29 protein-coding genes and 1 pseudogene are annotated in these 23673 nt (G+C 59.9%); 12 read left to right on the top strand and 18 right to left on the bottom strand.

Going from position 1 to position 23673, the window contains the following annotated elements:
• Positions 1-207 precede the first annotated feature (207 nt).
• From BLV27_RS01975 to BLV27_RS01960, 4 genes are all read right to left on the bottom strand, one after another.
• A complete protein-coding gene (locus BLV27_RS01975; RefSeq protein WP_425283631.1) occupies positions 208-612 on the bottom strand; it encodes a DDE-type integrase/transposase/recombinase in 405 nt (134 codons plus the stop codon).
• A 7-nt stretch (positions 613-619) separates the two neighbouring features.
• Positions 620-898 carry an IS3 family transposase gene (locus tag BLV27_RS01970; protein ID WP_139176531.1) on the bottom strand — a complete coding sequence of 93 codons (279 nt, stop codon included), beginning with the start codon at positions 896-898 and terminating at the stop codon, positions 620-622.
• A 155-nt stretch (positions 899-1053) separates the two neighbouring features.
• Positions 1054-1968, bottom strand: a complete 915-nt coding sequence (locus BLV27_RS01965; RefSeq protein ID WP_092641484.1) for an IS481 family transposase — start codon at positions 1966-1968, stop codon at positions 1054-1056.
• A 34-nt stretch (positions 1969-2002) separates the two neighbouring features.
• A complete protein-coding gene (locus tag BLV27_RS01960; RefSeq protein ID WP_092641481.1) occupies positions 2003-2245 on the bottom strand; it encodes a transposase in 243 nt (80 codons plus the stop codon).
• 244 nt (positions 2246-2489) lie between these two features.
• Here BLV27_RS01960 and rffA point away from each other — a divergent pair, with 244 nt between their 5' ends.
• Positions 2490-3617 (top strand): dTDP-4-amino-4,6-dideoxygalactose transaminase, encoded by a 1128-nt coding sequence (gene rffA, locus BLV27_RS01955; protein ID WP_092641478.1) that lies wholly within the window; start codon positions 2490-2492, stop codon positions 3615-3617.
• Positions 3618-3627: 10 nt separating this feature from the next.
• Here rffA and BLV27_RS01950 read toward each other — a convergent pair whose 3' ends face one another.
• From BLV27_RS01950 to BLV27_RS01920, 7 genes are read right to left on the bottom strand one after another with little or no spacing between them, the layout of a single operon-like run.
• On the bottom strand, positions 3628-4482 hold the full coding sequence (locus tag BLV27_RS01950) for a class I SAM-dependent methyltransferase (protein WP_092641474.1): 855 nt from the start codon (positions 4480-4482) through the stop codon (positions 3628-3630).
• The gene (locus BLV27_RS01945) at positions 4479-4850 is read right to left on the bottom strand and encodes a GtrA family protein (RefSeq protein ID WP_170831319.1); all 372 of its coding nucleotides are present in this window, start codon (positions 4848-4850) and stop codon (positions 4479-4481) included. Before BLV27_RS01945 ends, BLV27_RS01950 begins: the two co-directional genes overlap by 4 nt.
• Positions 4851-4910: 60 nt before the next feature.
• Entirely contained in the window at positions 4911-5819 is a 909-nt protein-coding gene (locus tag BLV27_RS01940) for a glucosamine inositolphosphorylceramide transferase family protein (protein WP_092641467.1), read from the bottom strand.
• Entirely contained in the window at positions 5820-6482 is a 663-nt protein-coding gene (locus BLV27_RS01935) for an acetyltransferase (protein ID WP_211605472.1), read from the bottom strand.
• Positions 6482-7120, bottom strand: coding sequence for a class I SAM-dependent methyltransferase (locus BLV27_RS01930; protein ID WP_092641461.1), 639 nt, complete (start codon positions 7118-7120; stop codon positions 6482-6484). The genes BLV27_RS01935 and BLV27_RS01930 overlap by 1 nt, the downstream gene beginning before the upstream one ends.
• The gene (locus BLV27_RS01925; protein ID WP_211605471.1) at positions 7113-8162 is read right to left on the bottom strand and encodes a glycosyltransferase family 2 protein; all 1050 of its coding nucleotides are present in this window, start codon (positions 8160-8162) and stop codon (positions 7113-7115) included. Before BLV27_RS01925 ends, BLV27_RS01930 begins: the two co-directional genes overlap by 8 nt.
• A gap of 4 nt (positions 8163-8166) precedes the next feature.
• Positions 8167-8847: a WbqC family protein gene (locus BLV27_RS01920; protein WP_092641454.1), complete on the bottom strand. Its 681-nt coding sequence runs from the start codon at positions 8845-8847 to the stop codon at positions 8167-8169.
• A 180-nt stretch (positions 8848-9027) separates the two neighbouring features.
• Here BLV27_RS01920 and BLV27_RS01915 point away from each other — a divergent pair, with 180 nt between their 5' ends.
• The 4 genes and pseudogenes from BLV27_RS01915 to BLV27_RS01900 all read left to right on the top strand — a co-directional run bounded on the left by BLV27_RS01915 (position 9028) and on the right by BLV27_RS01900 (position 12744).
• On the top strand, positions 9028-9858 hold the full coding sequence (locus BLV27_RS01915; RefSeq protein WP_092641451.1) for a phytanoyl-CoA dioxygenase family protein: 831 nt from the start codon (positions 9028-9030) through the stop codon (positions 9856-9858).
• 29 nt (positions 9859-9887) lie between these two features.
• Positions 9888-10961 carry a class I SAM-dependent methyltransferase gene (locus BLV27_RS01910; protein ID WP_170831318.1) on the top strand — a complete coding sequence of 358 codons (1074 nt, stop codon included), beginning with the start codon at positions 9888-9890 and terminating at the stop codon, positions 10959-10961.
• 107 nt (positions 10962-11068) lie between these two features.
• Complete coding sequence (locus tag BLV27_RS01905) at positions 11069-11698, top strand: class I SAM-dependent methyltransferase (RefSeq protein WP_092641445.1); 630 nt, start codon at positions 11069-11071, stop codon at positions 11696-11698.
• Positions 11699-11755: 57 nt separating this feature from the next.
• Positions 11756-12744, top strand: a pseudogene (locus BLV27_RS01900) (IS481 family transposase).
• Between the two features lie 102 nt (positions 12745-12846).
• On the opposite strand, the gene pseC reads toward BLV27_RS01900, so the two are convergent.
• Both pseC and pseB read right to left on the bottom strand, forming a co-directional pair.
• Complete coding sequence (pseC, locus tag BLV27_RS01895) at positions 12847-13983, bottom strand: UDP-4-amino-4,6-dideoxy-N-acetyl-beta-L-altrosamine transaminase (RefSeq protein ID WP_092641442.1); 1137 nt, start codon at positions 13981-13983, stop codon at positions 12847-12849.
• Positions 13983-14981 (bottom strand): UDP-N-acetylglucosamine 4,6-dehydratase (inverting), encoded by a 999-nt coding sequence (pseB, locus tag BLV27_RS01890; protein WP_092641439.1) that lies wholly within the window; start codon positions 14979-14981, stop codon positions 13983-13985. Before pseB ends, pseC begins: the two co-directional genes overlap by 1 nt.
• 103 nt (positions 14982-15084) lie before the next feature.
• Between pseB and BLV27_RS01885 the strand changes: the two genes are divergently transcribed.
• Positions 15085-15429: a Lin0512 family protein gene (locus BLV27_RS01885; protein WP_092641435.1), complete on the top strand. Its 345-nt coding sequence runs from the start codon at positions 15085-15087 to the stop codon at positions 15427-15429.
• Positions 15426-15794 carry a Lin0512 family protein gene (locus BLV27_RS01880; RefSeq protein WP_092641432.1) on the top strand — a complete coding sequence of 123 codons (369 nt, stop codon included), beginning with the start codon at positions 15426-15428 and terminating at the stop codon, positions 15792-15794. Before BLV27_RS01885 ends, BLV27_RS01880 begins: the two co-directional genes overlap by 4 nt.
• On the opposite strand, the gene BLV27_RS01875 is transcribed toward BLV27_RS01880, so the two are convergent.
• Positions 15773-16612 (bottom strand): amidohydrolase family protein, encoded by an 840-nt coding sequence (locus BLV27_RS01875; protein ID WP_092641429.1) that lies wholly within the window; start codon positions 16610-16612, stop codon positions 15773-15775. The genes BLV27_RS01880 and BLV27_RS01875 overlap by 22 nt on opposite strands.
• An 81-nt stretch (positions 16613-16693) precedes the next feature.
• Here BLV27_RS01875 and BLV27_RS01870 point away from each other — a divergent pair, with 81 nt between their 5' ends.
• The 5 genes from BLV27_RS01870 to BLV27_RS01850 all read left to right on the top strand — a co-directional run bounded on the left by BLV27_RS01870 (position 16694) and on the right by BLV27_RS01850 (position 21229).
• Positions 16694-17788, top strand: a complete 1095-nt coding sequence (locus tag BLV27_RS01870; protein ID WP_092641426.1) for a mannitol dehydrogenase family protein — start codon at positions 16694-16696, stop codon at positions 17786-17788.
• A 118-nt stretch (positions 17789-17906) separates the two neighbouring features.
• A complete protein-coding gene (locus BLV27_RS01865) occupies positions 17907-18875 on the top strand; it encodes a glycosyltransferase (protein ID WP_092641423.1) in 969 nt (322 codons plus the stop codon).
• Positions 18876-18944: 69 nt separating this feature from the next.
• Complete coding sequence (locus BLV27_RS01860; RefSeq protein WP_092641420.1) at positions 18945-19649, top strand: ABC transporter permease; 705 nt, start codon at positions 18945-18947, stop codon at positions 19647-19649.
• A complete protein-coding gene (locus tag BLV27_RS01855) occupies positions 19643-20356 on the top strand; it encodes an ATP-binding cassette domain-containing protein (protein WP_092641417.1) in 714 nt (237 codons plus the stop codon). Before BLV27_RS01860 ends, BLV27_RS01855 begins: the two co-directional genes overlap by 7 nt.
• Before the next feature lie 84 nt (positions 20357-20440).
• Positions 20441-21229 (top strand): ABC transporter substrate-binding protein, encoded by a 789-nt coding sequence (locus tag BLV27_RS01850; protein ID WP_092641414.1) that lies wholly within the window; start codon positions 20441-20443, stop codon positions 21227-21229.
• Positions 21230-21284: 55 nt separating this feature from the next.
• Here BLV27_RS01850 and BLV27_RS01845 read toward each other — a convergent pair whose 3' ends face one another.
• From BLV27_RS01845 to BLV27_RS01830, 4 genes are read right to left on the bottom strand one after another with little or no spacing between them, the layout of a single operon-like run.
• Positions 21285-21758 (bottom strand): DUF6505 family protein, encoded by a 474-nt coding sequence (locus BLV27_RS01845; protein WP_092641411.1) that lies wholly within the window; start codon positions 21756-21758, stop codon positions 21285-21287.
• Positions 21755-22408 (bottom strand): biotin/lipoate--protein ligase family protein, encoded by a 654-nt coding sequence (locus BLV27_RS01840; protein ID WP_170831317.1) that lies wholly within the window; start codon positions 22406-22408, stop codon positions 21755-21757. The genes BLV27_RS01845 and BLV27_RS01840 overlap by 4 nt, the downstream gene beginning before the upstream one ends.
• A complete protein-coding gene (locus tag BLV27_RS01835; protein ID WP_092641405.1) occupies positions 22401-23468 on the bottom strand; it encodes an Mrp/NBP35 family ATP-binding protein in 1068 nt (355 codons plus the stop codon). Before BLV27_RS01835 ends, BLV27_RS01840 begins: the two co-directional genes overlap by 8 nt.
• Entirely contained in the window at positions 23465-23668 is a 204-nt protein-coding gene (locus tag BLV27_RS01830) for a DUF6494 family protein (RefSeq protein WP_092641402.1), read from the bottom strand. The genes BLV27_RS01835 and BLV27_RS01830 overlap by 4 nt, the downstream gene beginning before the upstream one ends.
• Between the last annotated feature and the right edge of the window lie 5 nt (positions 23669-23673).

Here is a 23673-nt window from a genome sequence, read left to right as displayed (position 1 = left end):
CGCACGGGGTCCGGGCGTCGATCAGGCGCTCAAATCGCAGGGTTGGCACATGACACCCTTTGAGCTACTCCGCAAAGTATGGACAGGATCTGGGGCTTTCAAAGCTACTCTCTGCTCCTGCTGACCGGGTTGCATGATCGGACTTCTCTGCCATTTGACCACGGCTGGCGATCTGCCTCCAAGGGCTGAGTTTGGGCGCTTGCGGTTTTAGAAGGCCATCCAGTCTTTAATGATACGGCGACCCTGGAAGCCATCGCTGATCTCCTCAAGGTATATCGCCTCCTGCTTCAGGCTTCGCCACAGGCGTTCGATGAAGATGTTGTCCAGGTATCTGCCGCGGCCATTCATCGAGATGCGCACCCTGGCCTCGATCAACTTCGTGATCCACACCGCTTCGGTGAGCTGCGATCCCCGATCCGCATTCATGATCTCCGGCGGGCCACATAGAGAGAGGGCCTCGTTCAGCGCCTCGACACAGAAATCTGCATGCATCGTGTTCGACAGTCGCCAACTCAGGACTTTCCGTGTCGCCCAATCCATGATTGCAACAAGATCCAAAAAGCCGTTCTTGACCGGCATGAATGTGGTTTCCGAGCACCCTTTGCCCGACAGGGCATGTTTACATGCCCGAGAGGAGGACCTCGTTCGTACGGTCGATGACCATCTTTCTGAGCGGATACAAATAAACTGGGTGCAACGGGTGCGGCTTGCTGGTTTTGGAGCGCGTGTATATGACAGCCAATCCCACTTTGGCCATCAATCGCCGAACCCGATGACGGTCAATGACGATACCTGCACGGCGCAGATAGGCGGCGATCTGGCGTGACCCGAAGAACGGATACTTCGTAAACACCCGGTCAATCTCTTTCATCATCGACAGCATTGCCGCGCCGATCACGGACCCGCGTGTAATAGAATGCAGAGCGTCTGGGCTGCACCAATTTGCATCGCTCACTAATATGCTCAGCCTCGGTTGTTCGGGCTGGATTATCGCGCGCTTCTTTGCCGGGTTCACCTTTTGAGCCCTTCCGATAAAAGAATCACTCTTGATCGCTAGGTGTTCAGTCCGGGCATTTGGTTGATTGGGTCGATGATGAATCGATCTGGCTCTGATGTCCAGATTTTGCAGATGTATTCATAAGGTGTGAGGCCACCGAGGGTCTTGAGTCTGCGGGCGAAGCTATAGGCCGCCATGAAGTCGCCAAGGTGGGTGCGCAGCTCTTCGTGGTTGTCGTAATTGTAACGCTTGACGGTTGCGTCCTTGATCGTGCGGTTCATCCGCTCGACTTGGCCATTGGTCCAAGGTTGGTTCGGCTTGGTCAGTCGATGCTCGATCCCATTCGCCTCACAGATCATGTTGAAGCGCATAGGCCGGGAATAGATGGTGTTTCGGTTGCGGGGCTGTTCTGCGAACTGGATGCCGTTATCCGTGAGGATTGTGTGGATGCGATATGGGACCGCCTTGAGTAGATGTTCGAGGAACTCCCAGGCGGTTTTGCGATCCGCCTTTTCCACGAGCTGGGTGACTGTAAACTTGCTGGTGCGGTCGATGCCGACAAAGAGATGGAGCCTGCCCTCGGCAGTTTGCACCTCGGCGATGTCGATGTGGGAGAATCCAATCGGGCAGCGCTTGAACTTCTGTCGCTTCGGCTTGTCCCCTCCGACTTCCGGCAGGCGCGAGATTCCGTGTCGTTGCAGGCACCGATGCAACGCTGACCGCGTGAGATATGGGATCGATGGCTGCAGAGCATAAAGGCAATCATCCAGCGGCAGCAGCGTGTGCCGTCGGAACCCCACGATCATGGCTTCCTCTTCTTCGCTGAGAACCGTTGAGCGCGGCTCCTTTGGACCGGTCTTCTGATTCTCGACCGTCTTCCGCTTGCGCCACTTGGCGACTGTCTTTGGGTTGATGCCGAGTTCTTGGCTCAGTTCCGAGAGCGAAGCTTGCCCCAGAATGCTTCCTTCCATTCCTGAGAAAGGATCACACCATCAAACCGTGGGATCAAACACCTAGCCTCCCGAACTTGGCATGCAAATCTTTGGCGTCGGCCTCAGTTGGGCCGCTCTGCTTGCGGCCAGAGAACACATCCGCCCCGCCGTCGATGGTCTGCCGATTCCACGCGCTGACCTGGTCCGAATGCAACTGGTGCTTCGCCGCAATCTCTTGCACGGTCTTGTTACCACGCAGCCCTTCCAACGCCACCTTGGCCCTAAATTGATCTGTAAAGTTCCTGTGCTTCGCCATTCGCGTATCCCTTCAAAGGTTTGGGATACAACGGAGCCGACTGCCCGACTTTCTAGGACCACGACTGATCACTGCTATACCAATCAGCGAATACAACCAATACCTGCGAGGTGTGGCCGACGAACGGTACCGATTGCGCGGCGGAGCGGTATAGACAAGCATGGGCTTTGTGTTGAACGCGCCGCCCGGATCGACTAGGCCCACTTTCAGAAGTTTTCAGACACTGTCGTCACAGGGGCGCGAAATGACTCCCTTCAACTTGCCATCATTTGTTGGCAACGAGCTGGACTATATCACCAAAGCAATCGCGTTGGGGCAATTGTCGGGTGACGGGCAGTTTACCAAGCTATGCAGCCAGTCGATTGTCGCCCAGACGGGGGCACAGGATGCGCTGTTGACGCATTCTTGCACCGCCGCCTTGGAAATGGCCGCCATTTTGTCTGATATTCAGCCGGGCGACGAAGTGATAATGCCATCCTTCACGTTTGTCTCGACCGCAAACGCAGTCGCGCTGAGAGGCGGGGTTCCTGTGTTTGTAGATATTGATCCAGTGTCCTTGAACCTGTGTCCCGAACAGACGCAGCTTGCGATCACATCCAAGACCAGAGCCATTTTCGCTGTTCATTATGCCAGTGTGATCGCGGAAATGGATGTTTTGGCCGAGATTTCCACCGATCATGGCTTGCTGCTGGTCGAGGACGCGGCCCAAGCCTTTGGCGCGAGCTTCAAAGGGCGCAAAGCTGGCAGTTTCGGTGATCTGGCGGCCTTTTCCTTTCACGAGACGAAAAATATCGTAAGCGGCGAAGGAGGGGCATTGGTCATAAACCGTCCCGATCTGGTCGAGCGGGCCGAAATCATCCGTGAAAAAGGGACAAACCGCTCGCGCTTTATGCGGGGGAGCGTCGACAAATACACTTGGGTCGATATCGGGTCATCTTTCCTGCCCGGCGAATTGATTGCGGCGTTTCTGTATGGCCAGCTTGAAAAGGCACGGCAGATCACGGACCGACGCCGCGTGATTTGTGATCGCTACGCCGCAGGGCTGGCATCGCTCGCCGAACGTGGGCGCGTGCGCTTGCCGGCACCCATGCCGGATCGCACCGGCAATGGGCATATGTTCTATCTGCTGATGCGCGACCGGGCGGATCGTGACACGTTCATCACTGCCATGCGCGAGCGGGAAATGACCACGCCATTTCACTATGTCCCACTGCATTCTGCCCCTGCCGGCCTGAAATTCGGGCGCGCGGTGGGACCAATGACCGTGACCGATGCGATATCGGCCAGTCTTGTGCGTCTTCCGTTGTACTACACGATGACCGATGCACAGCAGGACAACGTTATCGCGGAAATTCTACAGATTTTGGCCTAAAGATGCCCGCTCAACACACCGCTAGGTCGGGCGCTTCAGGGGGCCGCAGCCTTACATGCGCCTTCATATAGGGGTCCAGATCTGGCGGCAGACGACGGCTAAGCCAAATCCCACCTAGCGCCCGAAACAGCCGGGCGATCCCTGCAATACCTGCCTGACGCGCTGCAAATTCCGGATCAGTTCCCAAACGATCCAACATCTTCGCCAGCATTCCACGTTCAAAAGTCACGTCCAAAGTCATTGCGCGGCAATGGCGCCGGAATGCTGGGACAGAAATGAAATTGATCGATTCCCACAATCCCGCGGAATTCGTGACCTGTTCCACCTGTGCAATCCTGCGCGCGAACACCTTTTTGGCCAGGTCCGCCGAATACAGGGTCGGAATTCCGAAATGGGGTTCATATGGCACAAGGTAATTCGGGCAAAGGACCAGCATTTGCCCCTGCGGCGCAAGCAAGGCCGCCACGCGGTTCACTGCCCTACGCCAATCTTGCAAGTGCTCGAACACGTTGAGGGAAAAGACGAAATCAAACGCCGCAACATCCGGGCTAGAGCCGAAATCCTCGACAGGAATGCGGTGGATGGTCAGGCTCGGAAAAGCAGTCGTGATCCTGTCGAGGGTCTGTTCGAAACTGGCAAATCCGCCGCCAATGGGTTCAAGCCCCACCAACTGCAAATCAGGGCGCAATTCCAATAGGCGTGCCAGCAAAAAGCCCGTGCCACATCCAATTTCCAGAACACGCGCACCCGCGGGTAGGGCGTCGATATGGTCAGAAATCTCGGACAAAGCGAAATCTGCTTCAGCCTGTATGCGCGATAACAGGACCGGATCGGAAAACAGGCTTTGCAAGAGTGGCGGCGTCATGTGGCTTCCTTGAAGACAAAGCGATCAAACAGAATGAATATCGGCGTCACAAGGACCGCGACTGAAAGCAGGACCGCCCAGAGGGGGGGAATGCCCGCCCCCTCAACCAGCGCCATGACCAGCCCCATGTGCGCCACAAAAATGCCCGCATAAACCCCCAGAAACCGCAACACGGATTGCGCGATCGGAGCACGGCTTTGCCATGACCACAGGCGGTTCTGAAGATAACTCCAGGTCATGCCAAGGATGTAGATTGCCGTCGTAGCCAGCTTGTAGTCCACGCCCAGATTCAGAACAGCGGCAAGCAGTCCATACAACGTCACATTCACAATCACACCTGTCGCAATGAAGCGCAGGTTGCGTGTCATCGGCGTTGGGCGTGCGTCATTCCGGTTGGAAATGGGCGCTGGATCAGGGAACGACATGGATCACCCTTCCAGCACAGCAAGGCCGAAACCCGTCGCCCCATATCCATTTCCATTATACAGCATCCACACTTGGCCCGCATGTTCGAAGACGTAGGGATAGCAAATCATGTCACTATCCCAGCCCGTCTCGCTGACATCAATGCCGCTGGCGTCCAAAGCAAGCTGCCAGTTTGCGCCGTCATCAGAACTGAACGCCGAACCGATGCGATAGGTCTGGCCATTACCATTGCGATAGGAAAACCACATCTGCAACCTGTCGCCGCGCTTGACCACAGTCGGGCGCGAAAAGGCTTGTGCCACACCAATTTCGTGGGGCACAGCCTGACCCATGCGGGTCCATCTCGTGCCGTCCTGTGACACGGCCTGCGCGATGACATGCAGCATCTCGGAGTTTCCCACGTCCCAAGTGACCGTCGTGCCATACCACATTCGGAACTGATCCCCGATCCGCCGCACCCACGGATAGGACAAGCTGATAGGATCCATCGCGTCAGAAGCTAGAAAGGGCGTATCCTTTTCAAGCGCAAGCGTCAGTTCAGGGGTAACAAGCAGGCTGCCAATATCACCGCGCCAATGCCCACCCTCAGGTCTTTGCCAGGCCATGAATAACATACGCCGCAACGCGCCTGCGTCAAAGACGCAGCCAATACTGACGCCATCGGCAAAAAAACTGCCCTCAGGGCCATGTAGGAAGAAGGGCGCGGGATGATCGCAGACTACTTGACGCATCAAAATGTCGATATCAACTGCCCCGACAGAGGATCGGTTATACGCATCTCGGCCCGAATAAAACACTCTGAACACATCGTCGTGCAAGTGTAGCGCCAACGGGTTGGCGGCATGTGTTCGCAGTTTAGGGTGCCGACCAGACGGCGTGTAAATCTGACCCTGCTTGCTCCAAATCGCCATTCACAGGCCCCGCAGACGACTGCTGGGCACGCGCGAGCGTTCGGTGGATTTCTCCATGTAGACCCCTTCGGGTGCGACATCCTCCAGAATACGCGCACCGACCCCAAGGACCGATCGTTTCCCAATCCGCATATTGTCACGGATGGTGCTGTTCACACCCAGAAAGCACCCTTCTTCAATATAGCAATTGCCAGAAACAACGACATGCGACGAAATAAACGCATGGTCCTCGATGACCGAATGGTGGCCAATATGGTTCCCGCTCCAGAGCGTGACGTTGTGGCCAATGCGGACAAAGGGCTGAATAGTGTTGTCTTCCAGAATGAAGCAATTCTTACCGATGGGATATTGCGTCAGAACGGTTGCACGGCTGCTGATATAGCTGGGACAATCATACCCAAGGGCTTGCACCGCGTTGAATTTATGTTCGCGCAGCTTGTTGATCGACGCATAACTGAGCGCAACAAAGACATCATGTTCGTCCGCCGGAAATCTTTCGGCCAGCTCCTCGAACGGAACCACTGGGCAGCTGCAATTCGTGGCTTCGGTCACATAAGCGCCATCTACGGTAAAGGCCACCACAGATCGGTCGGCATCGCGTGTAAAATAGAAATGGGCTAGTTCCGCGATTTGGGATGTTCCAAAAATAACCAAAGGTTTCATCATCCCGCCTTTCGAACTAAAATTGTGAATTCATATAGCTCGTAATCGTGCAGCAAGGCAACATGACGGCCATAGTGCTGAACACACAGACTAAAAATTTTCGCGGGATCAGGGTAGTAAAGCGTTTCGCGCATCCGGTCGGCATCTGACCATGATGTCAGACAGTTGAACGCGAAACCGCGGCGGCTGAAGCGATCCATCACGTCCAGCGTTTGAATCAGATGATCCAGCCATTCCGAGTCCGAGTGGTCCAGCCGCACATTGAAAATACCGCTGGCGATGCAGTAATCGGCGCGGGCATCGGGAATGCTGCCTTCGACAAAACGGCATTTGGGGTAATCCTGATAGCGCGCGCGCGCAATCGCAATCATTTCGCCGGAAATATCGACACCACAATAGTCAAAATCGGAAAATGTACGTGATAGGTAATCAACTGTCGCGGCATATCCGCAGCCCAAATCGATGATCGAAAACGGTGTGTTCGGCGTGTTAATGATACTTGATAACTTCTCGAACCGCAGGAACTGGCTTTCCGTGCTGTTCCAGTCCACACCACGCGCTGTCGCCCCGTGCTGGGCCAGTTTATCAGCATAATAGCGCGCAACATTATCCAGCAGGTCGGGTGCGTTTTCATTCATGGCTTGGCCGTTGGCTCCTTGTTTCAACAAGTGGCGAAGATGGTCTTTGTAGGGCGGCAAATACCTCGTAATCTGGGAGATCTCCTTCGGCATCACCACGAAAAACGGCGCGCACTAGGGCATAGGGTCGCTGCTTGACCTCGATGAATATCTTGGCAAGGTAAATCCCAAGAATCCCGATGGCGCATAACGTCAATCCCCCCAACATCCAGACCGAGACGATCAACGACGTCCACCCACCTGGGACCTGTGAATGCAGCATCCAGACCAGCACCAACCAAACGACATAGGCAAGGGACACCAGGAACAGGCTGACACCAATGTAAAACACCCCAAGCAAAGGTCGGCTGCTGACAGCGGTCACAGCCGTCACCATCAGGGATAACTTGCGCCAAATGCTATAGTTTGTCTTACTTTGCGACGCTTTGTGCAGGATCACGGGCCGTTGATCAAACCCTGTCATTTGCCAAAGATTTGCGATGACCATGTCGCGTTCGCGGTGCCGCAGCAGCGCGTCGACATAGCGGCGTGTCATCAGTCGCATAGTCATCAGGTTGCGCGGCAGCGCCGACCCCGTCAGTTTTTCAAAAAGCCAATAGAAACTTGCCCCACTGGCCTTTTCAAAGACACCTCCCTTGCGACTATGCTGCACGCCGAATGCTACGTCGCAACGATTGGTGCGCAGGTCTTGTGCCAGCACAATCAAGTCTTCGGGTGCTTCTTCAAGATCACTGTCCAGCAAGGCAACGAAAGCACCTTGGGAGTGGTCCAGCCCTGTCATCAGTGCTTTGTGATGCCCAAAATTACGGCTGAGATCTACGACGACCATATGTGGGTCGGTGCGCGCCAAAGTCAGCGCGGCATCAAGGGACTGGTCTGGCGACCCGTCATTGACCACCACGATTTCATAATCATCGCCCACAAGGTCGCGCGCGACCTTGGTCACACGCGCATGTAATTCGGCAATAAAGGACTGCGATTTGTATAGCGTGGTGACGATCGACAGTTTCACTGCAATACCCGTTTGGCTGACGTCTGACACGCGATCAGAAAACCTGTTCAGGAGGCAGATAGGCTAGCGTATCCAGAATGGAGACTGCCGGATCATGGATGCCATTGGTTTGTCTGTAAGTTGGATAGGTCGGATAGTCCATCCACTCGACGTTGACCCCTTGGGACTGGAACAGCCCTTCGTCCAGATAGCTGCGCGCGGCAGGACCGCTCACGTATGTCGTCGTCCCCAAGGCTTTGCAAATTTCCAGCAACTGTTCGCTGCGTCCATCGGCTTCAGGCAGGTCCTGTGCGCTGTGAAGTGTCGTTGTGATCCCCAACTCTGCCATGACGGCCGCAATCAGGCTGCGATTGATGTTCGATAGCAGCTTTTCATCGCGTATTGCCCCGAACCAATCCTCCAGCCGCGGTGCCAGCCAAGTTTTGAACTGTGGGGCACGCCCCAGCCCGTGTCGCAGGCTGCGCAGATGGGTTTCGGTCCAGCGCGGGTCTGCAACACGGGTTTCGTTAATGCGCTGGTAATATTTGCCCGTCGATTCTACTGGGATGGTCAGCCAAATCGGCCCCGCGGTTGTGCTAATGCGGTTGCGGTTGCGCCAGTCGCGGCGTGTGAACTGGACAGTGTCATATAGCACGAAATGATCTACCTTGCGGATCAGATCAAAAAATCCGCGCCACGGGATGTAGTTTGACTGCAAGATCGCAACGCGCGTCATCTGTCTGCCCTGTGTCACAAAAGCGCCGCCTGTGCCTTAGCGGATCAGGGACGAGAAGACCAAGTGAATCTGTATGCACCGACAGCGCGAGGCCGGGGAATGCAAAGCGCAGTCCGCCTGACAATCTTGACACCCCTTTTGTAAGTGCCCCATATCGAAGCGACCGCACCGGGGGACCGCATGCCGCCGCAAGAGACATCACCCATTCCCGCAAATAATGCCTATGGTATACTTCACGGTGACACGTGGGACGACGCGCTGCTTCTGGCTGCCGATCAAATCCGGCGGCTTGGGTATGCGATTGTCGATTCTGGCTTCTCTTCGACAGAAATCACTGACATTGAACAGAAGTTCGACATGACCCGCGCCGAATACACGCGCACTTGGGGCGAAGACCACTTAGAGAGCATGGACGAACACAACTCGATGCGCCTGCCAATGGCCGTGTCACCCGAACCGTTCCGCAACCTGGCCTTTGCCCCGAACATCCTATCCGTGGTCGGGCAACTGATTGACGGCCAGTTCATTCTGAACCAGCAAAACGGGGTTATTAACCCGGCGGGTGCCGCCTATAATCAGGGGCTATGGCACCGCGACCTGCCCTATCAGCACTTTGTCACCAACGTCCCGCTTGCCGTGAACGCGCTGTATTGTGTGGATGATTTCACGTCGGAAAATGGCGGTACTTGGGTCATTCCTGCATCGCACAAGACACCAAATTATCCGTCCGACGCGTATGTGTCAGCGCATGCGCTGCAAGTGAATGCCAAAGCCGGACAATATATCGTGCTGGATTGCATGGCCTATCACACCGGCGGGTTCAACCGCTCGACCGCTGACCGGCGCGCGGTCAACCATGTGTATACGATCCCGTATTTCAGCCAGCAAATCCGGATACCCGGCAATGTCGAGGAAAGCGGCCTGACGCCAGACCAACGCCGTATTCTTGGCTTCGACTTTCCCTCGCCCCAAAGTGTGGATGCCTATCTGTCGGCACGGGCCCGGAAATGACACGCTGCCCGTTGTGCCAATCGGCGTCTGTGACCCAGTTTCCGGTTGGCCTGAAGCGGGCGTTGCGCAGTGACGGTCTTATTTTGGACGAACCCTTGCGCAAGGACAGTTGCGCCGATTGTAGTGCCCTGATCGGGCGGAACGTTGACATCGAGGTGCCTTATCGGCGCAGCGACGGCACATCTCCGCGAGAGATTGCGCGACATGCTGGCATCGCCAAAGGCCTTCAGGCGGAAATAGCCGCTTTGGGTGCGTCTGGGCCGATCTTGGAATTGGGCGCGGCGAATTTCCAGACGTCCCTCCATCTGGCCCACGCCATGCCCGATGCACAGATTACGGCGCTTGAACCCAGCCCCGAATCCCTGCCCCAAACATCCGAAATTGATATACGCGTCGGGACGCTGGCGGATGTTAGTTTCGCCACGCCCTTTGCGGTTGTCTACGCCAACCACGTGTTAGAACATATTGCGGACCCAAAGGAGTTTCTGGCACAGATTGCGACGATTCTGGCTCCAGACGGGCATGTCTTGCTGTCTTGTCCAAGCGGCTTGGTGCCAAGCCATGAATTGTTGTTTTCGGACCATCTGTATCACTTCACCCCTACAGCGATGGCAGCGGTGGCGACAGGGTCGGGGCTTTGGTTGCGAGACAGCAAACCTACCCCGTGGGAGCCGTTCAGCAGATTGTTCCACTTCACCCGCACGCCCGTCCCTGACTCGGCCCCGCCCCCCACTGCGGTGGCCGCGCTTTATGCCCATCGGGTTCGCTATCTGATGCAATGGTCGCAGGCCGATGGCCGACTATGTCAAGCAATGTCTGGCAGTCCGATCTTGTTCGGCGGTGGCGAATTCAGTCAGCTGATCCGTGCCTATTTACCGAAACTTTGGTCAAGGATCACCTGCATCATCGTCGATGATCTGGAAGGAGTTCGCACCTTCGACAAACCTGTGTTCCGCACCAGCGAGGTTGATTTGCGTGGACGCGACATCGTTGTTGGGCTGCATCCCATGTCGTCCGAAGCTGTGACGGAGCGGCTATTGGGTTTGGGTGCCGCGTCCGTGCTTTCCCCAATCGGCATGCCCGAAAATGATCAGTGCACCTGATCGCCCGAAGGCAAGGGCTGCGCAAATCCTCACCGCGCTATCGTGGTTCCAAACTGCCATCACTTCTACTATGACCACACCGGTCGCGCAAATTATCGAGAGGGAAGATGGCAGAGAGAACCCGAGGCATCTATCGACTGGTGACGGTCCCTGCGATTTATCAGCGTATCCAAACGGCCCTTGCTGGGAGCGATGCCTATGCGCGCGTTGGCAAACTGGTCTTTGATGGACTGGATGGCAAGAACGTACTGGAAATTGGCTGCGGTCCCGGGCGTTGGGCCACGGTTCTGCGCCATACCAAACATTATACCGGTATTGACTGGAACTCGCGCCATATTGAACAGGCGCGCGCACAATATGGGTCGCCACAGGCGAGCTTCATTTGCGGAGATTTGGGCGATACAGCGCTGATAAACAGCGACACCCCTCTACATGCGGTCATCGGCATTGGCATTCTGCACCATCTGGACGACGCGATAGCGCGGAATGTTCTGACCAGAGCGGCCGAACTTTTGGTGCCGGGCGGGCAGTTTATTGGAATCGAACCCGTCATCCACAAAGGGCAAAACCCGATTGCCAGACTTTTGAAGGCCCTCGATAGTGGGCGTCATATTCGCAGTACTGCTGGTTATGAACAGGTCTTTCCACCCGCTTACATCAACGTCACCACACATATTCGGCAAGATTTGATGCGCGTTCCTTATTCCCATTGCCTGATAAATGCTAAAATAGCTTAGGTGTTTGGTCCCATCGTTTGATGGTGCGATCCTTTCTCATGAATGAAAGGAAGCGACATGCAACAAATTCTTCACGGGAGCGCGACGACGACGTTCGCCGTCAGAGCTGCAATACAGCGACCCACTGCCCGGCAGGGTCATGCAAGGCATGATCCCAAGAGGGGCAAGCTTCGCTCTCGCAGCTAAGCCGGGAGCTGAGCATCAATCCGAAGACCATTTCGAAGTGGCGGAAACAGGCGACGGTGGAAGACTTTAAGACTGGGCCGAGGGAGCCACCCTCAACAGCCCTGTCCGAAGTCTAGGAAGCAGCGATCGCAGCGTGCCGACGCCATACTCTTCTGCCCGTGGACAGCTGCCTCTGTGCCTTACAGCCGTCGATCCTACACCTGACGCGCTCGGCCCTTCATCGATGCCTGCAACGGCATGACATATCGCGCCTACCTGACATCGAGGGGGACAATCCGAAGCGCCAGAAGTTCAAACGCTACCCGATTGGGCTCTTCCATATCGACATTGCCGAGGTACAAACTGCTGAAGGAAAGCTATATCTGTTCGTCGGTATCGACCGCACCAGCAAGTTCGCCGTCACCCGACCCTTTGAGAAAGCTGACAGACGAACTGCCTGGGAGTTCCTCCAGCACATGCTCGAGGCTGTGCCCTATCTGGTCCACACCATTCTCATGGATAATGGCATCCAGGTCGCCGAGCAGCCCCGAAACCGCAATACCATCTATTCGCGACCAATGCGCTTCGACATGATCTGCTACGCCAATGGGATCAAGCATCGGCTGGCGAAACCCAGCCATCCTTGGACCAACGGCCAGGTCGAGCGGACGAACCGCACGATCAAGGACGCCACCGTCAAGCGCTACCATTACGACAACTACAATCAACTCCACGCGCATTTCACCGACTTCACGACAGCTTACAACTTTGCCCCCAGGCTCAAGACTCTTGGCGGCCTCACGCCCTACGAATACATCTGCAAAATCTGGACATCAGAGCCGAGAAGGTTCATTCTCAAGCCAACCCACAAGATGCCTTGACTGAACACCTAGGCGCAGCACTTTGACAGTCTTGGATACGCAACCCGCCCGGATGATGACAACCTCACTGAACCGGTCGGGGGTCGTTGTCATATATACCCTTCAAATCGACCGCTTCAGCGCCGCAACCACAGTATCCTGATCCGCGTCCGTCAGCCCGGCATAAAGCGGTATAGAAATGGCGTGATCGTAATAGGATTCAGCCTGAGGGAAGTCGCCGGGCCTGAACCCCAGATTGCGATAATAGGGCTGAAGGTGAACCGGGATGTAATGCACGTTCACGCCGATCCCGTTATCGCGCAGCGCCTTGAACACCCGCGCCCTGTTCTCCACTTGGATCGGGTAAAGGTGATAGCTGCTATAGGCATCAGGGTTCTGCGCGGGCCGGGTCAGCGGCAGATCCGACAGGATATCGTCATAACGCCGCGCCAGCTCGTTGCGGCGCGCCACGAAGTCATCCAACCGCTTCATCTGGGACACGCCTAGGGCGGCCTGCATCTCGGTCATGCGGTAGTTCAGACCCAGTTCCAGTTGCTCGTAGTACCACCCGCCGGGCGCATCCATCGTCATGCGATCGGCGTCGCGCGTGATCCCGTGCGACCGGAAAAGCCCCATGCGGTAGGCCAGCTCATCGTCCTGCGTCGTGGCGCAACCACCTTCGGCCGTGGTGACGATCTTCACCGGGTGGAAGCTGAAGACGCAGATGTCGGAGTGGGCGCAATCGCCGATGGGTTGATTGAGGTAGCGGGCCCCGATGGCGTGGCTTGCATCTTCGATGATCTTGACGCCGTAGGAACGGGCCATCGCGGCGACGCGATTCATGTCGCAGGATTGCCCGGCGAAATGGACCGGAATGATGATCTTGGGCAGCTTGCCAGCAGTCGCGGCGGCGGTCAGCTTGGCCTCCAGCGCATCGGCGTCCATGACGTAAGTGTCAGGCGTGGTGTCCACGAAATCGACCGTCGCGCCACAGTAGAGACCGACGTTGGCGGAGGCAACGAACGTGTTGGGCACAGTCCAGAGGATGTCGCCCGGCCCCAGCCCCAGCGCGAGACAGGCGACATGCAGCGAAGATGTCGCAGAGTTTGACGCAACCGCGTGTTTTGCGCCCGTTGCCGCGCAGATTGCCGCCTCAAACCGCGGCACGGCGGGGCCCTGCGTCAGGAAGTCTGAACGCAACACCTCGGTCACCGCGTCGATGTCATCCTGACTTACGTCCTGCCGGCCATAAGGGATCATCAGAACTTGCCGATCTTGTCGCGGTTGGCGGCGATCCATGCGCCCAGCTCCGCGTCGGTCATCCACTGGGTGTTGTTGTCGGAGGAGTAGTTGAAATCCTCCGCCACGGGCTTGCCGTCCTTGATTCGGACCGGGTCCTTCGACCAGTTGTGGATCGCCGGGATGATCTTGAAGTGCTCATCGTATTCATAGGTATGCGCGGCGTCTTCGGGGCCGATCATCTGCTCGTGCAGTTTTTCGCCCGGACGGATGCCGACGGTCTCCTGCTCGCGCCCCGGCAGCGCCGCCTCGGCAATGTCGGTGATGGTCATCGACGGAATCTTCTTTACGTAGATTTCGCCGCCCATCATGTCGTCGAAGGCGTGCCAGACCAACTCGACCCCCTGCTCCAGCGTGATCATGAAGCGGGTCATGCGGGGATCGGTGATCGGTACCTTGCGTCCGTCGTCCAGTGTCAGAAAGAACGGGATGACCGATCCGCGCGACCCCATGACATTGCCATAGCGGACCACGGCAAACCGTGTGCCGTCCGCCCCTGCGTAGGAGTTGCCGGACACGAACAGCTTATCGGACGCCAACTTGGTCGCCCCATAAAGGTTCACGGGCGAAGACGCCTTGTCGGTCGACAGCGCGACGCAGCGTTTCACGCCCTTGTCGATACAGGCATCGATCAGGTTCATCGCGCCGTTGATGTTTGTCTTGACGCACTCGAATGGATTGTATTCCGCCGTCGGCACGATCTTGGTCGCCGCCGCGTGAACGACATAGTCCACCCCGTCCATCGCCCGGTACAGCCGATCCCGATCGCGCACGTCGCCGATAAAGAACCGCACCTCGGGCAGGTGGCCGTATTGCTTGGCCATCTCCCACTGTTTCATCTCGTCGCGCGAATAAATGATGATCCGACGAGGTTTGTATTTCTCCAGCGTCATAGGCACGAAGCGGGACCCGAAGGAGCCGGTGCCCCCCGTCAGCAGAATTGTCGATCCGGTCAGCATGGTGGTCCTCTCGTATCCGTATCCACCCGGAGTTATGCCGACATGGCCCCCTTGGCAATCATTGCGGGCCGCGCGATGGTTGCGATCAGACATGGGGGACCAGATGGCAAAGACACAATTCGCGGTCGAAATGGGCATGGGTACCGACCTGCGCGGGGCCGACTACACCAAGGCGGCGCGGCGGGCGGTCCATGACGCGCTGCACCGCAATTACCTGACCGTGGCCGATGCCTTCGGGTTCGGGAAGGACGCGATGATCGTGGATATCCGCATCGGCGTGGGCAACCCTCAGGCCGTCGATCTTGAGGCCGTGAAGGCAGAGGCCCCCTACGGTCGGGTCTCGGCCGAGGCAGTGCTGGGCGGGGCCGATCTGGAGATGAACGGCAACCCGGTGATCGTGGCCAATGCCATCGTGTCGGTGTCCTTCGACGTGGAGAAGGGCGCATGACCGAAAAGCCGCTGATCCTTGAAATCGGCATGGGCGCTGACGTCCATGGCCACGACATGACCAAGGCCGCGCTTCGCGCCGTGTCGGATGCGATCCGGCATTCCTCGCTGACACTGTTCAAGGCCTACAAGCACCCGTCGCAGATGCGCGTCGAGGTCACGATCGCCGTGCCTTTCCCCGACCAGGTGAACAAACAGGCCGTTGCCGACGCGCTCCCGTATGGCACGATCGAGGTGACGGTGATCGAGGGCGGGCTGCACGATCGGGGCATGGGCGGCAAGGAAGATATCACGCTGGCCGTCGCGGGCGTGAAGGCCTTTCTGGACACCGAAGATCACGGCTTTCAACTGCTCGATACACCGTAGAATCGCGCCGCCGTCCCCCCCATGACCTGCGCCCGTGCTTCTTCGGAAAAGGGTGCCAGGAGCGTTCCTGTCGCGTCGACCCAGCGATCATAATTTCCGGCAAGGTCCAGAACCGGCCAATCGCTACCCCACATCACGCGGTCCGGTCCGAAAACCGAAAGGACGTGATCGAGGGTCGGGCGCAGGTCATCGACCGTCCAGCCCGGCCCGACCTCGTTCGCCAAGCCGGAAATCTTGCAGAAGACCCACGGCAAGGCGGCCAGACGCGCCATGTCGGCGCGCCAGACGTCACCTGGGTCCGCCCCGCCCGCGATGATCGGCTTGGCGCAATGGTCGATCACGATTGGAAGTGTCGGAATGCGCGCGGCGATATCGGCCAGAACGATAAGGTGTCGCGGCTGCACCAGCGCATCAAGGCGCAGGCCCTTCGCCGCGATCAACCGCAATCCATCGACCACCGCCGGACGCGCAAGCCATTCCGTCTCGGCGATGTCCTGCAACATGGGCCGCAATCCGCGCAACTTCGGATCGTTCAGCCCGTCCAGCCGCGCGGTCAGGTCCGGCGCTTCCAGATCGGCCCAGCCGACGACGCCGCGGACGAATGGCGTGCGACGCGCCAACTCCAACAGGAACTGGGTCTCCGCCTCGGTCTGGGCGGCTTGAACCAATATCGTGCCCGCGATGTCATGCCGTGCCAAGTGCGGCTCCAGATCAGGCGGCAGGATATCGCGTCGGATCCGGGCAACACTGTGGTCCATCCAATGATAATCACCCCGGTCCACCCGCCAGAAGTGCTGATGCGCGTCGATGCGGGTCATAGGCTGACGTCCTGTCTGATTGGCTGCTACCGTGCAGTCTAGCTGAAAACCGACCCTCGTCCCTCGCTGAAAGTGCGCCTCATGCGGACCCCGATCCTCCAGTTCGGCACGAGCCGTTTCCTTCAGGCCCACGCCGACCTGTTCGTGTCCGAAGCCCGCGCCGCCGGTCAGGACGTGGGGCCAATTTCGGTTGTCCAAACCAGCGGCGACCCGGCGCGCGCCGCAAGGCTTGCCGCATTGACCAGTGGCTACGATGTGCGGATCGAAGGAATGGAGGACCGCACCCCGGTTCAACGGGTCACCCGCGTCAACAGCGTGGCGCGCACCCTTTCGACCGAGACCGACTGGGCGGAGATCACGCGCGTCTTCGTGGAGGAAGCCCGAATGGTCCTGTCGAACACCGGCGACAGTGGATACGACCCCTGCCCCGCCGACGGCACGGACGCCCCGGTGCAAGACCTGTCCTATCCCGCCAAGCTGACCCGGCTGCTTGCTTCGCGCCACGCGGCAGGCGGCAGGCCGATCCAGGTCATGCCGATGGAGCTGATCGCCGACAACGGCACCGTGCTCCGCGACAGGGTGCTGGAGCTGGCCGAAGGGGATGCGTTGCGGGCCTGGCTCATGCGCGACGTTACGTGGGTAAATTCGCTCGTCGATCGTATCGTCTCGCAACCGCTGGAACCCGCGGGGGCCGTGGCCGAACCTTATGCCCTTTGGGCGATCGAGGATCAGCCGGGGCTGATCCTGCCCTGCGATCACCCGGCGGTTCAGGTCGTGAGCAACCTGTCCGAGATCGAGACGCTCAAGCTTTTCATCCTGAACCTGGCCCACACGTGGATGGCCGACCAGTTCCGCCAGGACCCGGAGTTCACGCCTGCCCTCGTCCGCCTGTTCGTCGCGCGGCGCGAGGCCACGCTGCGCCGCCTGTACGAAACGGAGGTCCTGCCAGCTTTCGACGCCGCAGGAATGGGCCAAGTCGCCCGCGCCTACGTGGAGACGACGATCGGACGCTTTGCGAACCCCTACCTTGATCACAGGCTTGAAGACATCGCCCAGAACCATGCCCAGAAGGTCGAGCGGCGGATAAAGGCCTTCCTGTCCTGGGCCGAAGCGCAGGGCGATACCGCGCCCAAGACGTCGCTGAGCCGCATCGTTACGCGCACCCTGAAGGCCTAACGACCGTGAGAGGTGCCGCCCTAAGCTGACCCAACGTTATCGGAAAATGGTCGCGGTAAGCCCGGCTGCCTGACCCTGCGGCCATGGCCCCCGTGCGGGGGCTGTCCTATGAGGCATCATGACATTCGATGCGCCGGCTCTCCCCCCCTCCGAAACCCCGATCTCCGTCCCGGACGGCGCGCTTGTCGTGGCCATGGCCACCTACAACGGAACAGCCTTCCTGCCGGCGCAGCTACAGTCTTTCGTAGACCAGACACGGCAGCCACATCTGCTGTTGGTCAGCGACGACGGATCAACGGACGACACCCGGGCGATGCTGGCGGATTTCGCCCGGACCGCACCCTTCGCCGTTCAGGTGCTGGACGGCCCCTGCCGGGGATTCGGACGCAACTTCGCCTCGCTTCTGGCGCGGATGCCCGCTGGGACCGGTTGGGTCGCCCTCTCGGATCAGGACGACATCTGGCTGCCGTGCAAGCTGGAGCGGGCGTGTGACCGGCTTGCACCGGTGAAGGGCGCGGCTGTCTACGGCGGTCGCGCCCTTGTCGCGGCAGGCGACCTGACCCGAGGCCGGCCTTCACGCGGAATGGGCGTGTCCCCGTCGTTCCGCCACGCGATGGCCCGCAATTACGCCGGGGGCAACACCATGGTGCTCAACCGCGCGGGAACGGACCTCATGCGGGAGGCGGGACAGCGCCTTGCGGCGGCCCCGGTTCACGACTGGTGGATCTACCAGACCTTGATGGGCTGCGGCGGCACGGCGATCTTCGATGACGAGCCTTTCGTGATCTACCGACAGCACGAGCGTAATCAGATCGGCTCGAACAACGGGATTGTCGCGACACTCAAGCGGCTGCGCAATATGGTCGACGGGCGCTATCGGGACTGGACCGATGCCAATATTGCCAACCTGGATGCGATGCGGACTCGACTGACCCCGGCCAATGCCAAGCTGCTGGAGGAGCTGCGCGCCTTGCGAGCGCAACCCTTCGGCCCCCGTGTGCGGGCCTTCGCCCGCACGGGTATCCACCGCGACGGCCTTGCCGGTCGTCTTGGCATGTGGGCCAGCGTACTTCTGGGGCGTTTCTGACGGCAGACCGCGAGGCAGGGCTTGAACACCGCCCGCTTGGTAGTCCATCTGGCCAGCGGAGGAGGGACCATGGGCGACCTTTTGGCCGGATTGACCGAAGCGCTGCGCATGATCGTGACGCTGGACACGGAGCTGATCGAGATCACGCTCCGGTCGCTGCGCGTGACATTGACCGCGCTCGTCATCGCCTGTGCCATCGGTCTGCCGCTGGGCGGCTGGCTTGCCGTGCGGCGGTTTCGGATGCGCCGCGCGGTGATCGCAACGATGAACGCACTGATCGGCCTGCCGCCGGTCGTGGTTGGGCTGGTCGTCTACCTGATGCTGTCCCGATCGGGGCCCTTGGGGGTGCTAGGCCTGTTGTTCACACCGACCGCGATGATCGTGGCGCAGGTGATTATCATCACGCCGCTGATCGCCTCCATCGCGCACCAGGCGATGCGCGACCTTTGGTCCACCTACCACGACCTGCTGATCTCGATGAACGCCACGCGGACGCAGCGCATCATGACGCTGCTGCTGGACGGGCGGCGGGCGTTGCTGACGGCGGCGTTGGCCGGGTTTGGGCGCGCCATCGGGGAAGTCGGGGCCATCATGATCGTCGGCGGCAACATCGACGGGATGACACGCGTCCTGACCACTGCCATCGCGCTGGAGACGGGCCGCGGGGACTTCGCGCTGGCCCTGGGTCTGGGCATCGTGCTGATCGCGCTTGCGCTGATCGTGTCCTGGGCCAGCCACTGGGCGCTGCGAACCGAGCGGCAGGGCACATGGTAAGCGCGCTGCCCCTGACGTTGGCGGGTGCGACACTCCGGCGGCGCGGCAAGGTTCTGGTCGGGCCGGTCGATCTGAAGCTGGGCGAGCGGGGCGTGACCGTGGTGATCGGGCCGAACGGGTCGGGCAAGACGTCGCTTCTGCGGATGATGCACGGATTGCAGCGGGTCGCGGCGGGCTCCGTCACATGGTCGCTTCCGGATACGGAGGCGCGGCGGCGTCAGGCCTATGTCTTTCAGCAACCCATTGCCCTGCGCCGGTCGGTTCTGGCCAACCTAGTCTTTCCCTTACGCCTGCACGGCATGCCACGCGCGCAAGCGACCGCGATGGCCCGGACCGCAGCGTCGCGCTTCGATCTGACGGCCAAGCTTGAGCAATCGGCCCCTTCGCTTTCGGGCGGAGAGATGCAGCGGCTGGCCCTGGCCCGCGCCCTGATCGCCACACCGGAAATTCTGTTCGCGGACGAACCCTGCGCCGCACTGGATGGCAGCGCGACAAGGCAGATCGAGTCGCACCTGGTCGAGGCCGCCGCCAGTGGCACGCGTCTTGTCATGGCAACGCACGACATGGGGCAGGCACGGCGCATCGCCGACGACGTGATTTTTCTTCTGCATGGTCGCATCCACGAAACAGGACCTGCCACCGCCTTCTTCGACGGGCCCGATACCGCCGAAGCGCGCGCCTTTCTGCGCGGCGATATCGTCGACTGAGGCGGCATCGCACGTTTGACCTTTACAGCCCGTCCTTCCGCCGAAATCATCTGCCGCAAGATCGGTAACCATAACGAGACACTTATGCTTCTACGCGCCCTCCTGTTCTGTCTTTTGCCCGTCGCCGCCCCGGCCGAGACAATGAAAATGGCCGTTACCACCTCGTTCCAGAATTCCGGTCTGGCTGACGTCCTGCTGCCGGAAATCAGGGACGGGACCGACATCGAAGTTCAGCTTGTCGTTGTCGGGACCGGGCAGGCTCTGCGATTGGGTGCGGCGGGCGACGTAGATGCCGTTCTGGTGCATTCGCGCCCGGCGGAGGATGCCTTCGTGGCCGCCGGTAACGCGGAGTATCGCCGCGAGATCATGTACAACGATTTCGTCATCGTCGGCCCGGTCGAGGATCCCGCCGGTATCAATGGCGCACAAAGCGCCCCCGAGGCGCTGGCGCGCATCGCCGCCGCCGAAGTGCCCTTCGTCAGCAGAGGGGACGACAGCGGCACGCACAAGGCGGAACTGGCCCTCTGGGAGGCCTCCGGCCTGCCGCCCGAAGGCGATTGGTATCGCCCCGTCGGTGCCGGCATGGGGGCCGCGCTGAACACGGCTGTCGGCATGGGGGCTTATGTTCTGTCGGACCGGGCCAGCTGGCTGAACTTCGGCAACAAGGATGGTATGGCAATCGCGTTCCAAGGCGATCCGGCGCTGTTCAACCAATATGCCTATCTTCCCGTGAACCCGGACAAGCACGCCCACGTCAACGCCGAAGCCGCCGCCCGGCTGGAGGATTGGCTGGTATCCGAACGCGCGGAAACCCTGATCAACGGCTACCGGGTCGCGGGCGAACAGCTTTTCACGTTCAACGCCGAACGCTGACCGGTCTCTTGTCTTGGAAGGATGCCCCGGACTTCTGGTGCCAAAGCAAAGAAATCTATTCCTCGCCGTGGACAGCCACCTGTGCCAGATCGGCGTCGCGGGCCTCCAGGATGCGGAACGTCTCGCGCACGCCGGCCTCGCCAAGCTCCCGCGCGACGGTGATGACCCGGTTCGGGTCGACGCCATCGCACAGGTCGATCATCGCGTCGACTTCCTGCGTGGCCACGGGATAGGCCGCCTCGCGCGACGGCGCGCCATGCATCTGCACGAAGTGATCGGCAAGAGCTTCGACAAGGGCCTCGCGTTCCGCCGGTTCGATCCGGGTGACGGCAACAAAGGTGACGCGTCCGAAGGTATCCAGACCCAGCCAGCCGTTGGTGAAGGCCTGCCGTGCCTTACCGACCAGATCGCCGTCGGACCAGTCGGAAAACTCGAACCCGCCGGGTATGCACCATTCGCCGGTCCGGGCGGGCACGTGATAGACGTTCATGTCACTTTCGTCGAAATGGATCGCACGGGCCAGGTTCATGGTGTCTCCAGCAGGTCGGTCAGCGGGTCCAGTTTCACCGTCTCGCCGTCGCGACGCAACCGGCCCAGCGTTTCATCGTAGCCCAGGAAGCCCTCGGCCTTCGATTCCGCCTCCCAAGCGCAACCAGTCAGGTCGGTATGGAGGGACTTGGCCCCGTCGTCCTGCCATACGGACAGACGATGCAGCATGTGCCGCGCCCAGGCCTCGACCAGTTCATCGGGGGTGATGTCGCCGGCCCCTTCGGACCAGAGCGCGGTGCGGTCATGCTCTTCGACCGGGACAAATCGGATCAACAGATGCGCGACAATCCAGTCGGGAATGGCGTCGGTCGACCCCTTCGGCGCGATCAGGGTCACCGCCCCGGCCTCCGCCCCGTTCAGCATGATCCGACCGTCCCACGTCAGGTGAATCGGTAGCTCGGGCGGGCCGATCGCGCCCAGCCCGTCACGCAAGGCCAGACCCGTCAGCGGCAGCATCTGCGCCGCCTGCAACAGCGGCACGTCGGGGGCAAAGACGACGGCGGCCTCCAGCACGTCGCCGCCGCGCCAGAAGATCAGCCCCCCGTCGCAACCGGCCGTCGCCTCCGCGATGGCAGCAACACGGGGCTCGGCGGCCAGGGTTCCGCGCAGCAGCGGTGGAAACTCAGGCATGACCCATGTCGACCAGTTTACGCGCCAGCGCGCGGTAGGCCTGTGCCTGCGGACTGTTGGGCTTGGATGCGACGACCGGCGCACCGCCATCGGCTGCAACCCGGATCGACAGGTGCAATGGGATCTCGGCCAACAGGGGAACGCCCATCTTCTCGGCCTCTTTCGCGACGCCGCCATGGCCGAAGATATGCTCCTCGTGACCGCAGTTGGTGCAGATATGCGTGGACATGTTCTCGACCATTCCAACGACCGGAACGGACATCTGCTTGAACATGTCGATGCCCTTGCGCGCATCCAGAAGTGCCACGTCCTGCGGGGTCGAGACGATCACCGCACCGTCGACGTGGTACTTCTGGCCGAGCGTCATCTGCACGTCGCCCGTCCCCGGTGGCAAGTCGACGATCAGGACATCAAGCGTACCCCATTGCACCTGGTTCATCATCTGCTGAAGCGCGCCCATCAGCATCGGGCCGCGCCAGACGACGGCCTGATCCTCGTTCGTCATCAGGCCCATCGACATCATCGTGACACCGTGGTTGCGCAGCGGCAGAATCGTCTTGCCATCGGGCGACTGCGGACGGCCCGAGACGCCCAGCATCCGGGGCTGGCTAGGGCCGTAGACGTCCGCATCCAAAAGTCCCACGCGCCGCCCTTCTGCGGCCAGTGCCACGGCCAGGTTCGCCGACAGGGTCGACTTGCCGACGCCACCCTTGCCGCTCGCGATTGCCAGGATGCGGGCTACGCCCGGCACCGACTGGGGGCCGGTGGGGGCCGTGGCGGCGCGCGCAGGCTTCAGGTCGGGCGGGGCCTTGTCGGAATGCGCAGTCAGAGCAACGGTGACCTTGGTCATGCCCGGCATCGCCCTCAGCGCGGCTTCGGCCGCGTCGCGCACGGGTGTCATGGCCTTGGCCTGACTGGGCGCGATCTCCATGACGAAGCGTGCCTCCCCATCGCCGACGGACAGGGCCCGGACCAGGCCGGCGGAAACCAGATCACCACCGCTCGGTGCCTCGATGCCCTTGAGGACGGCAAGCACGTCTTCGCGTGTCGGTGCGCTCATTCCGGGCTGCCGTTGATGGTGCCGGTCACCACATGCTCCAGCTCCAGCCCGTCAATGGTCAGGACGACCTTCGCGTGGAACGGACCGTCGGTGCCCGCGTCACGCGCGGCCTTCTCGATGGCCTGCTGAGACGTCACGCCGACCTGCTTGAGGAACTTGCGCATGGACATGTTGAATTCGTCTGAACGATTGTCGGGCATGAATG

The organism is Jannaschia faecimaris (assembly GCF_900107415.1).
Taxonomy (GTDB): domain Bacteria; phylum Pseudomonadota; class Alphaproteobacteria; order Rhodobacterales; family Rhodobacteraceae; genus Jannaschia; species Jannaschia faecimaris.
The sequence above is the reverse complement of the archived record's forward strand: the minus strand, read 5'-3'. Positions and strand labels throughout refer to the sequence as shown.

Excerpts from the sequence above, each read along its gene's own strand:
- BLV27_RS01960 (WP_092641481.1), bottom strand. The coding sequence starts at position 2,245 with ATGGCGAAGCACAGGAACTTTACAGATCAATTTAGGGCCAAGGTGGCG.
- BLV27_RS01930 (WP_092641461.1), bottom strand. The coding sequence starts at position 7,120 with ATGAATGAAAACGCACCCGACCTGCTGGATAATGTTGCGCGCTATTAT.
- BLV27_RS01905 (WP_092641445.1), top strand. The coding sequence starts at position 11,069 with ATGGCAGAGAGAACCCGAGGCATCTATCGACTGGTGACGGTCCCTGCG.
- BLV27_RS01870 (WP_092641426.1), top strand. The coding sequence starts at position 16,694 with ATGCGGACCCCGATCCTCCAGTTCGGCACGAGCCGTTTCCTTCAGGCC.
- BLV27_RS01865 (WP_092641423.1), top strand. The coding sequence starts at position 17,907 with ATGACATTCGATGCGCCGGCTCTCCCCCCCTCCGAAACCCCGATCTCC.
- BLV27_RS01965 (WP_092641484.1), bottom strand. The coding sequence starts at position 1,968 with ATGGAAGGAAGCATTCTGGGGCAAGCTTCGCTCTCGGAACTGAGCCAA.
- pseB (WP_092641439.1), bottom strand. The coding sequence starts at position 14,981 with ATGCTGACCGGATCGACAATTCTGCTGACGGGGGGCACCGGCTCCTTC.
- BLV27_RS01940 (WP_092641467.1), bottom strand. The coding sequence starts at position 5,819 with ATGGCGATTTGGAGCAAGCAGGGTCAGATTTACACGCCGTCTGGTCGG.
- rffA (WP_092641478.1), top strand. The coding sequence starts at position 2,490 with ATGACTCCCTTCAACTTGCCATCATTTGTTGGCAACGAGCTGGACTAT.
- BLV27_RS01850 (WP_092641414.1), top strand. The coding sequence starts at position 20,441 with ATGCTTCTACGCGCCCTCCTGTTCTGTCTTTTGCCCGTCGCCGCCCCG.
- BLV27_RS01835 (WP_092641405.1), bottom strand. The coding sequence starts at position 23,468 with ATGAGCGCACCGACACGCGAAGACGTGCTTGCCGTCCTCAAGGGCATC.
- BLV27_RS01885 (WP_092641435.1), top strand. The coding sequence starts at position 15,085 with ATGGCAAAGACACAATTCGCGGTCGAAATGGGCATGGGTACCGACCTG.
- BLV27_RS01935 (WP_211605472.1), bottom strand. The coding sequence starts at position 6,482 with ATGAAACCTTTGGTTATTTTTGGAACATCCCAAATCGCGGAACTAGCC.
- BLV27_RS01920 (WP_092641454.1), bottom strand. The coding sequence starts at position 8,847 with ATGACGCGCGTTGCGATCTTGCAGTCAAACTACATCCCGTGGCGCGGA.
- BLV27_RS01845 (WP_092641411.1), bottom strand. The coding sequence starts at position 21,758 with ATGAACCTGGCCCGTGCGATCCATTTCGACGAAAGTGACATGAACGTC.
- BLV27_RS01855 (WP_092641417.1), top strand. The coding sequence starts at position 19,643 with ATGGTAAGCGCGCTGCCCCTGACGTTGGCGGGTGCGACACTCCGGCGG.
- BLV27_RS01945 (WP_170831319.1), bottom strand. The coding sequence starts at position 4,850 with ATGACACGCAACCTGCGCTTCATTGCGACAGGTGTGATTGTGAATGTG.
- BLV27_RS01840 (WP_170831317.1), bottom strand. The coding sequence starts at position 22,408 with ATGCCTGAGTTTCCACCGCTGCTGCGCGGAACCCTGGCCGCCGAGCCC.
- pseC (WP_092641442.1), bottom strand. The coding sequence starts at position 13,983 with ATGATCCCTTATGGCCGGCAGGACGTAAGTCAGGATGACATCGACGCG.
- BLV27_RS01950 (WP_092641474.1), bottom strand. The coding sequence starts at position 4,482 with ATGACGCCGCCACTCTTGCAAAGCCTGTTTTCCGATCCGGTCCTGTTA.
- BLV27_RS01860 (WP_092641420.1), top strand. The coding sequence starts at position 18,945 with ATGGGCGACCTTTTGGCCGGATTGACCGAAGCGCTGCGCATGATCGTG.
- BLV27_RS01880 (WP_092641432.1), top strand. The coding sequence starts at position 15,426 with ATGACCGAAAAGCCGCTGATCCTTGAAATCGGCATGGGCGCTGACGTC.
- BLV27_RS01915 (WP_092641451.1), top strand. The coding sequence starts at position 9,028 with ATGCCGCCGCAAGAGACATCACCCATTCCCGCAAATAATGCCTATGGT.
- BLV27_RS01875 (WP_092641429.1), bottom strand. The coding sequence starts at position 16,612 with ATGACCCGCATCGACGCGCATCAGCACTTCTGGCGGGTGGACCGGGGT.
- BLV27_RS01830 (WP_092641402.1), bottom strand. The coding sequence starts at position 23,668 with ATGCCCGACAATCGTTCAGACGAATTCAACATGTCCATGCGCAAGTTC.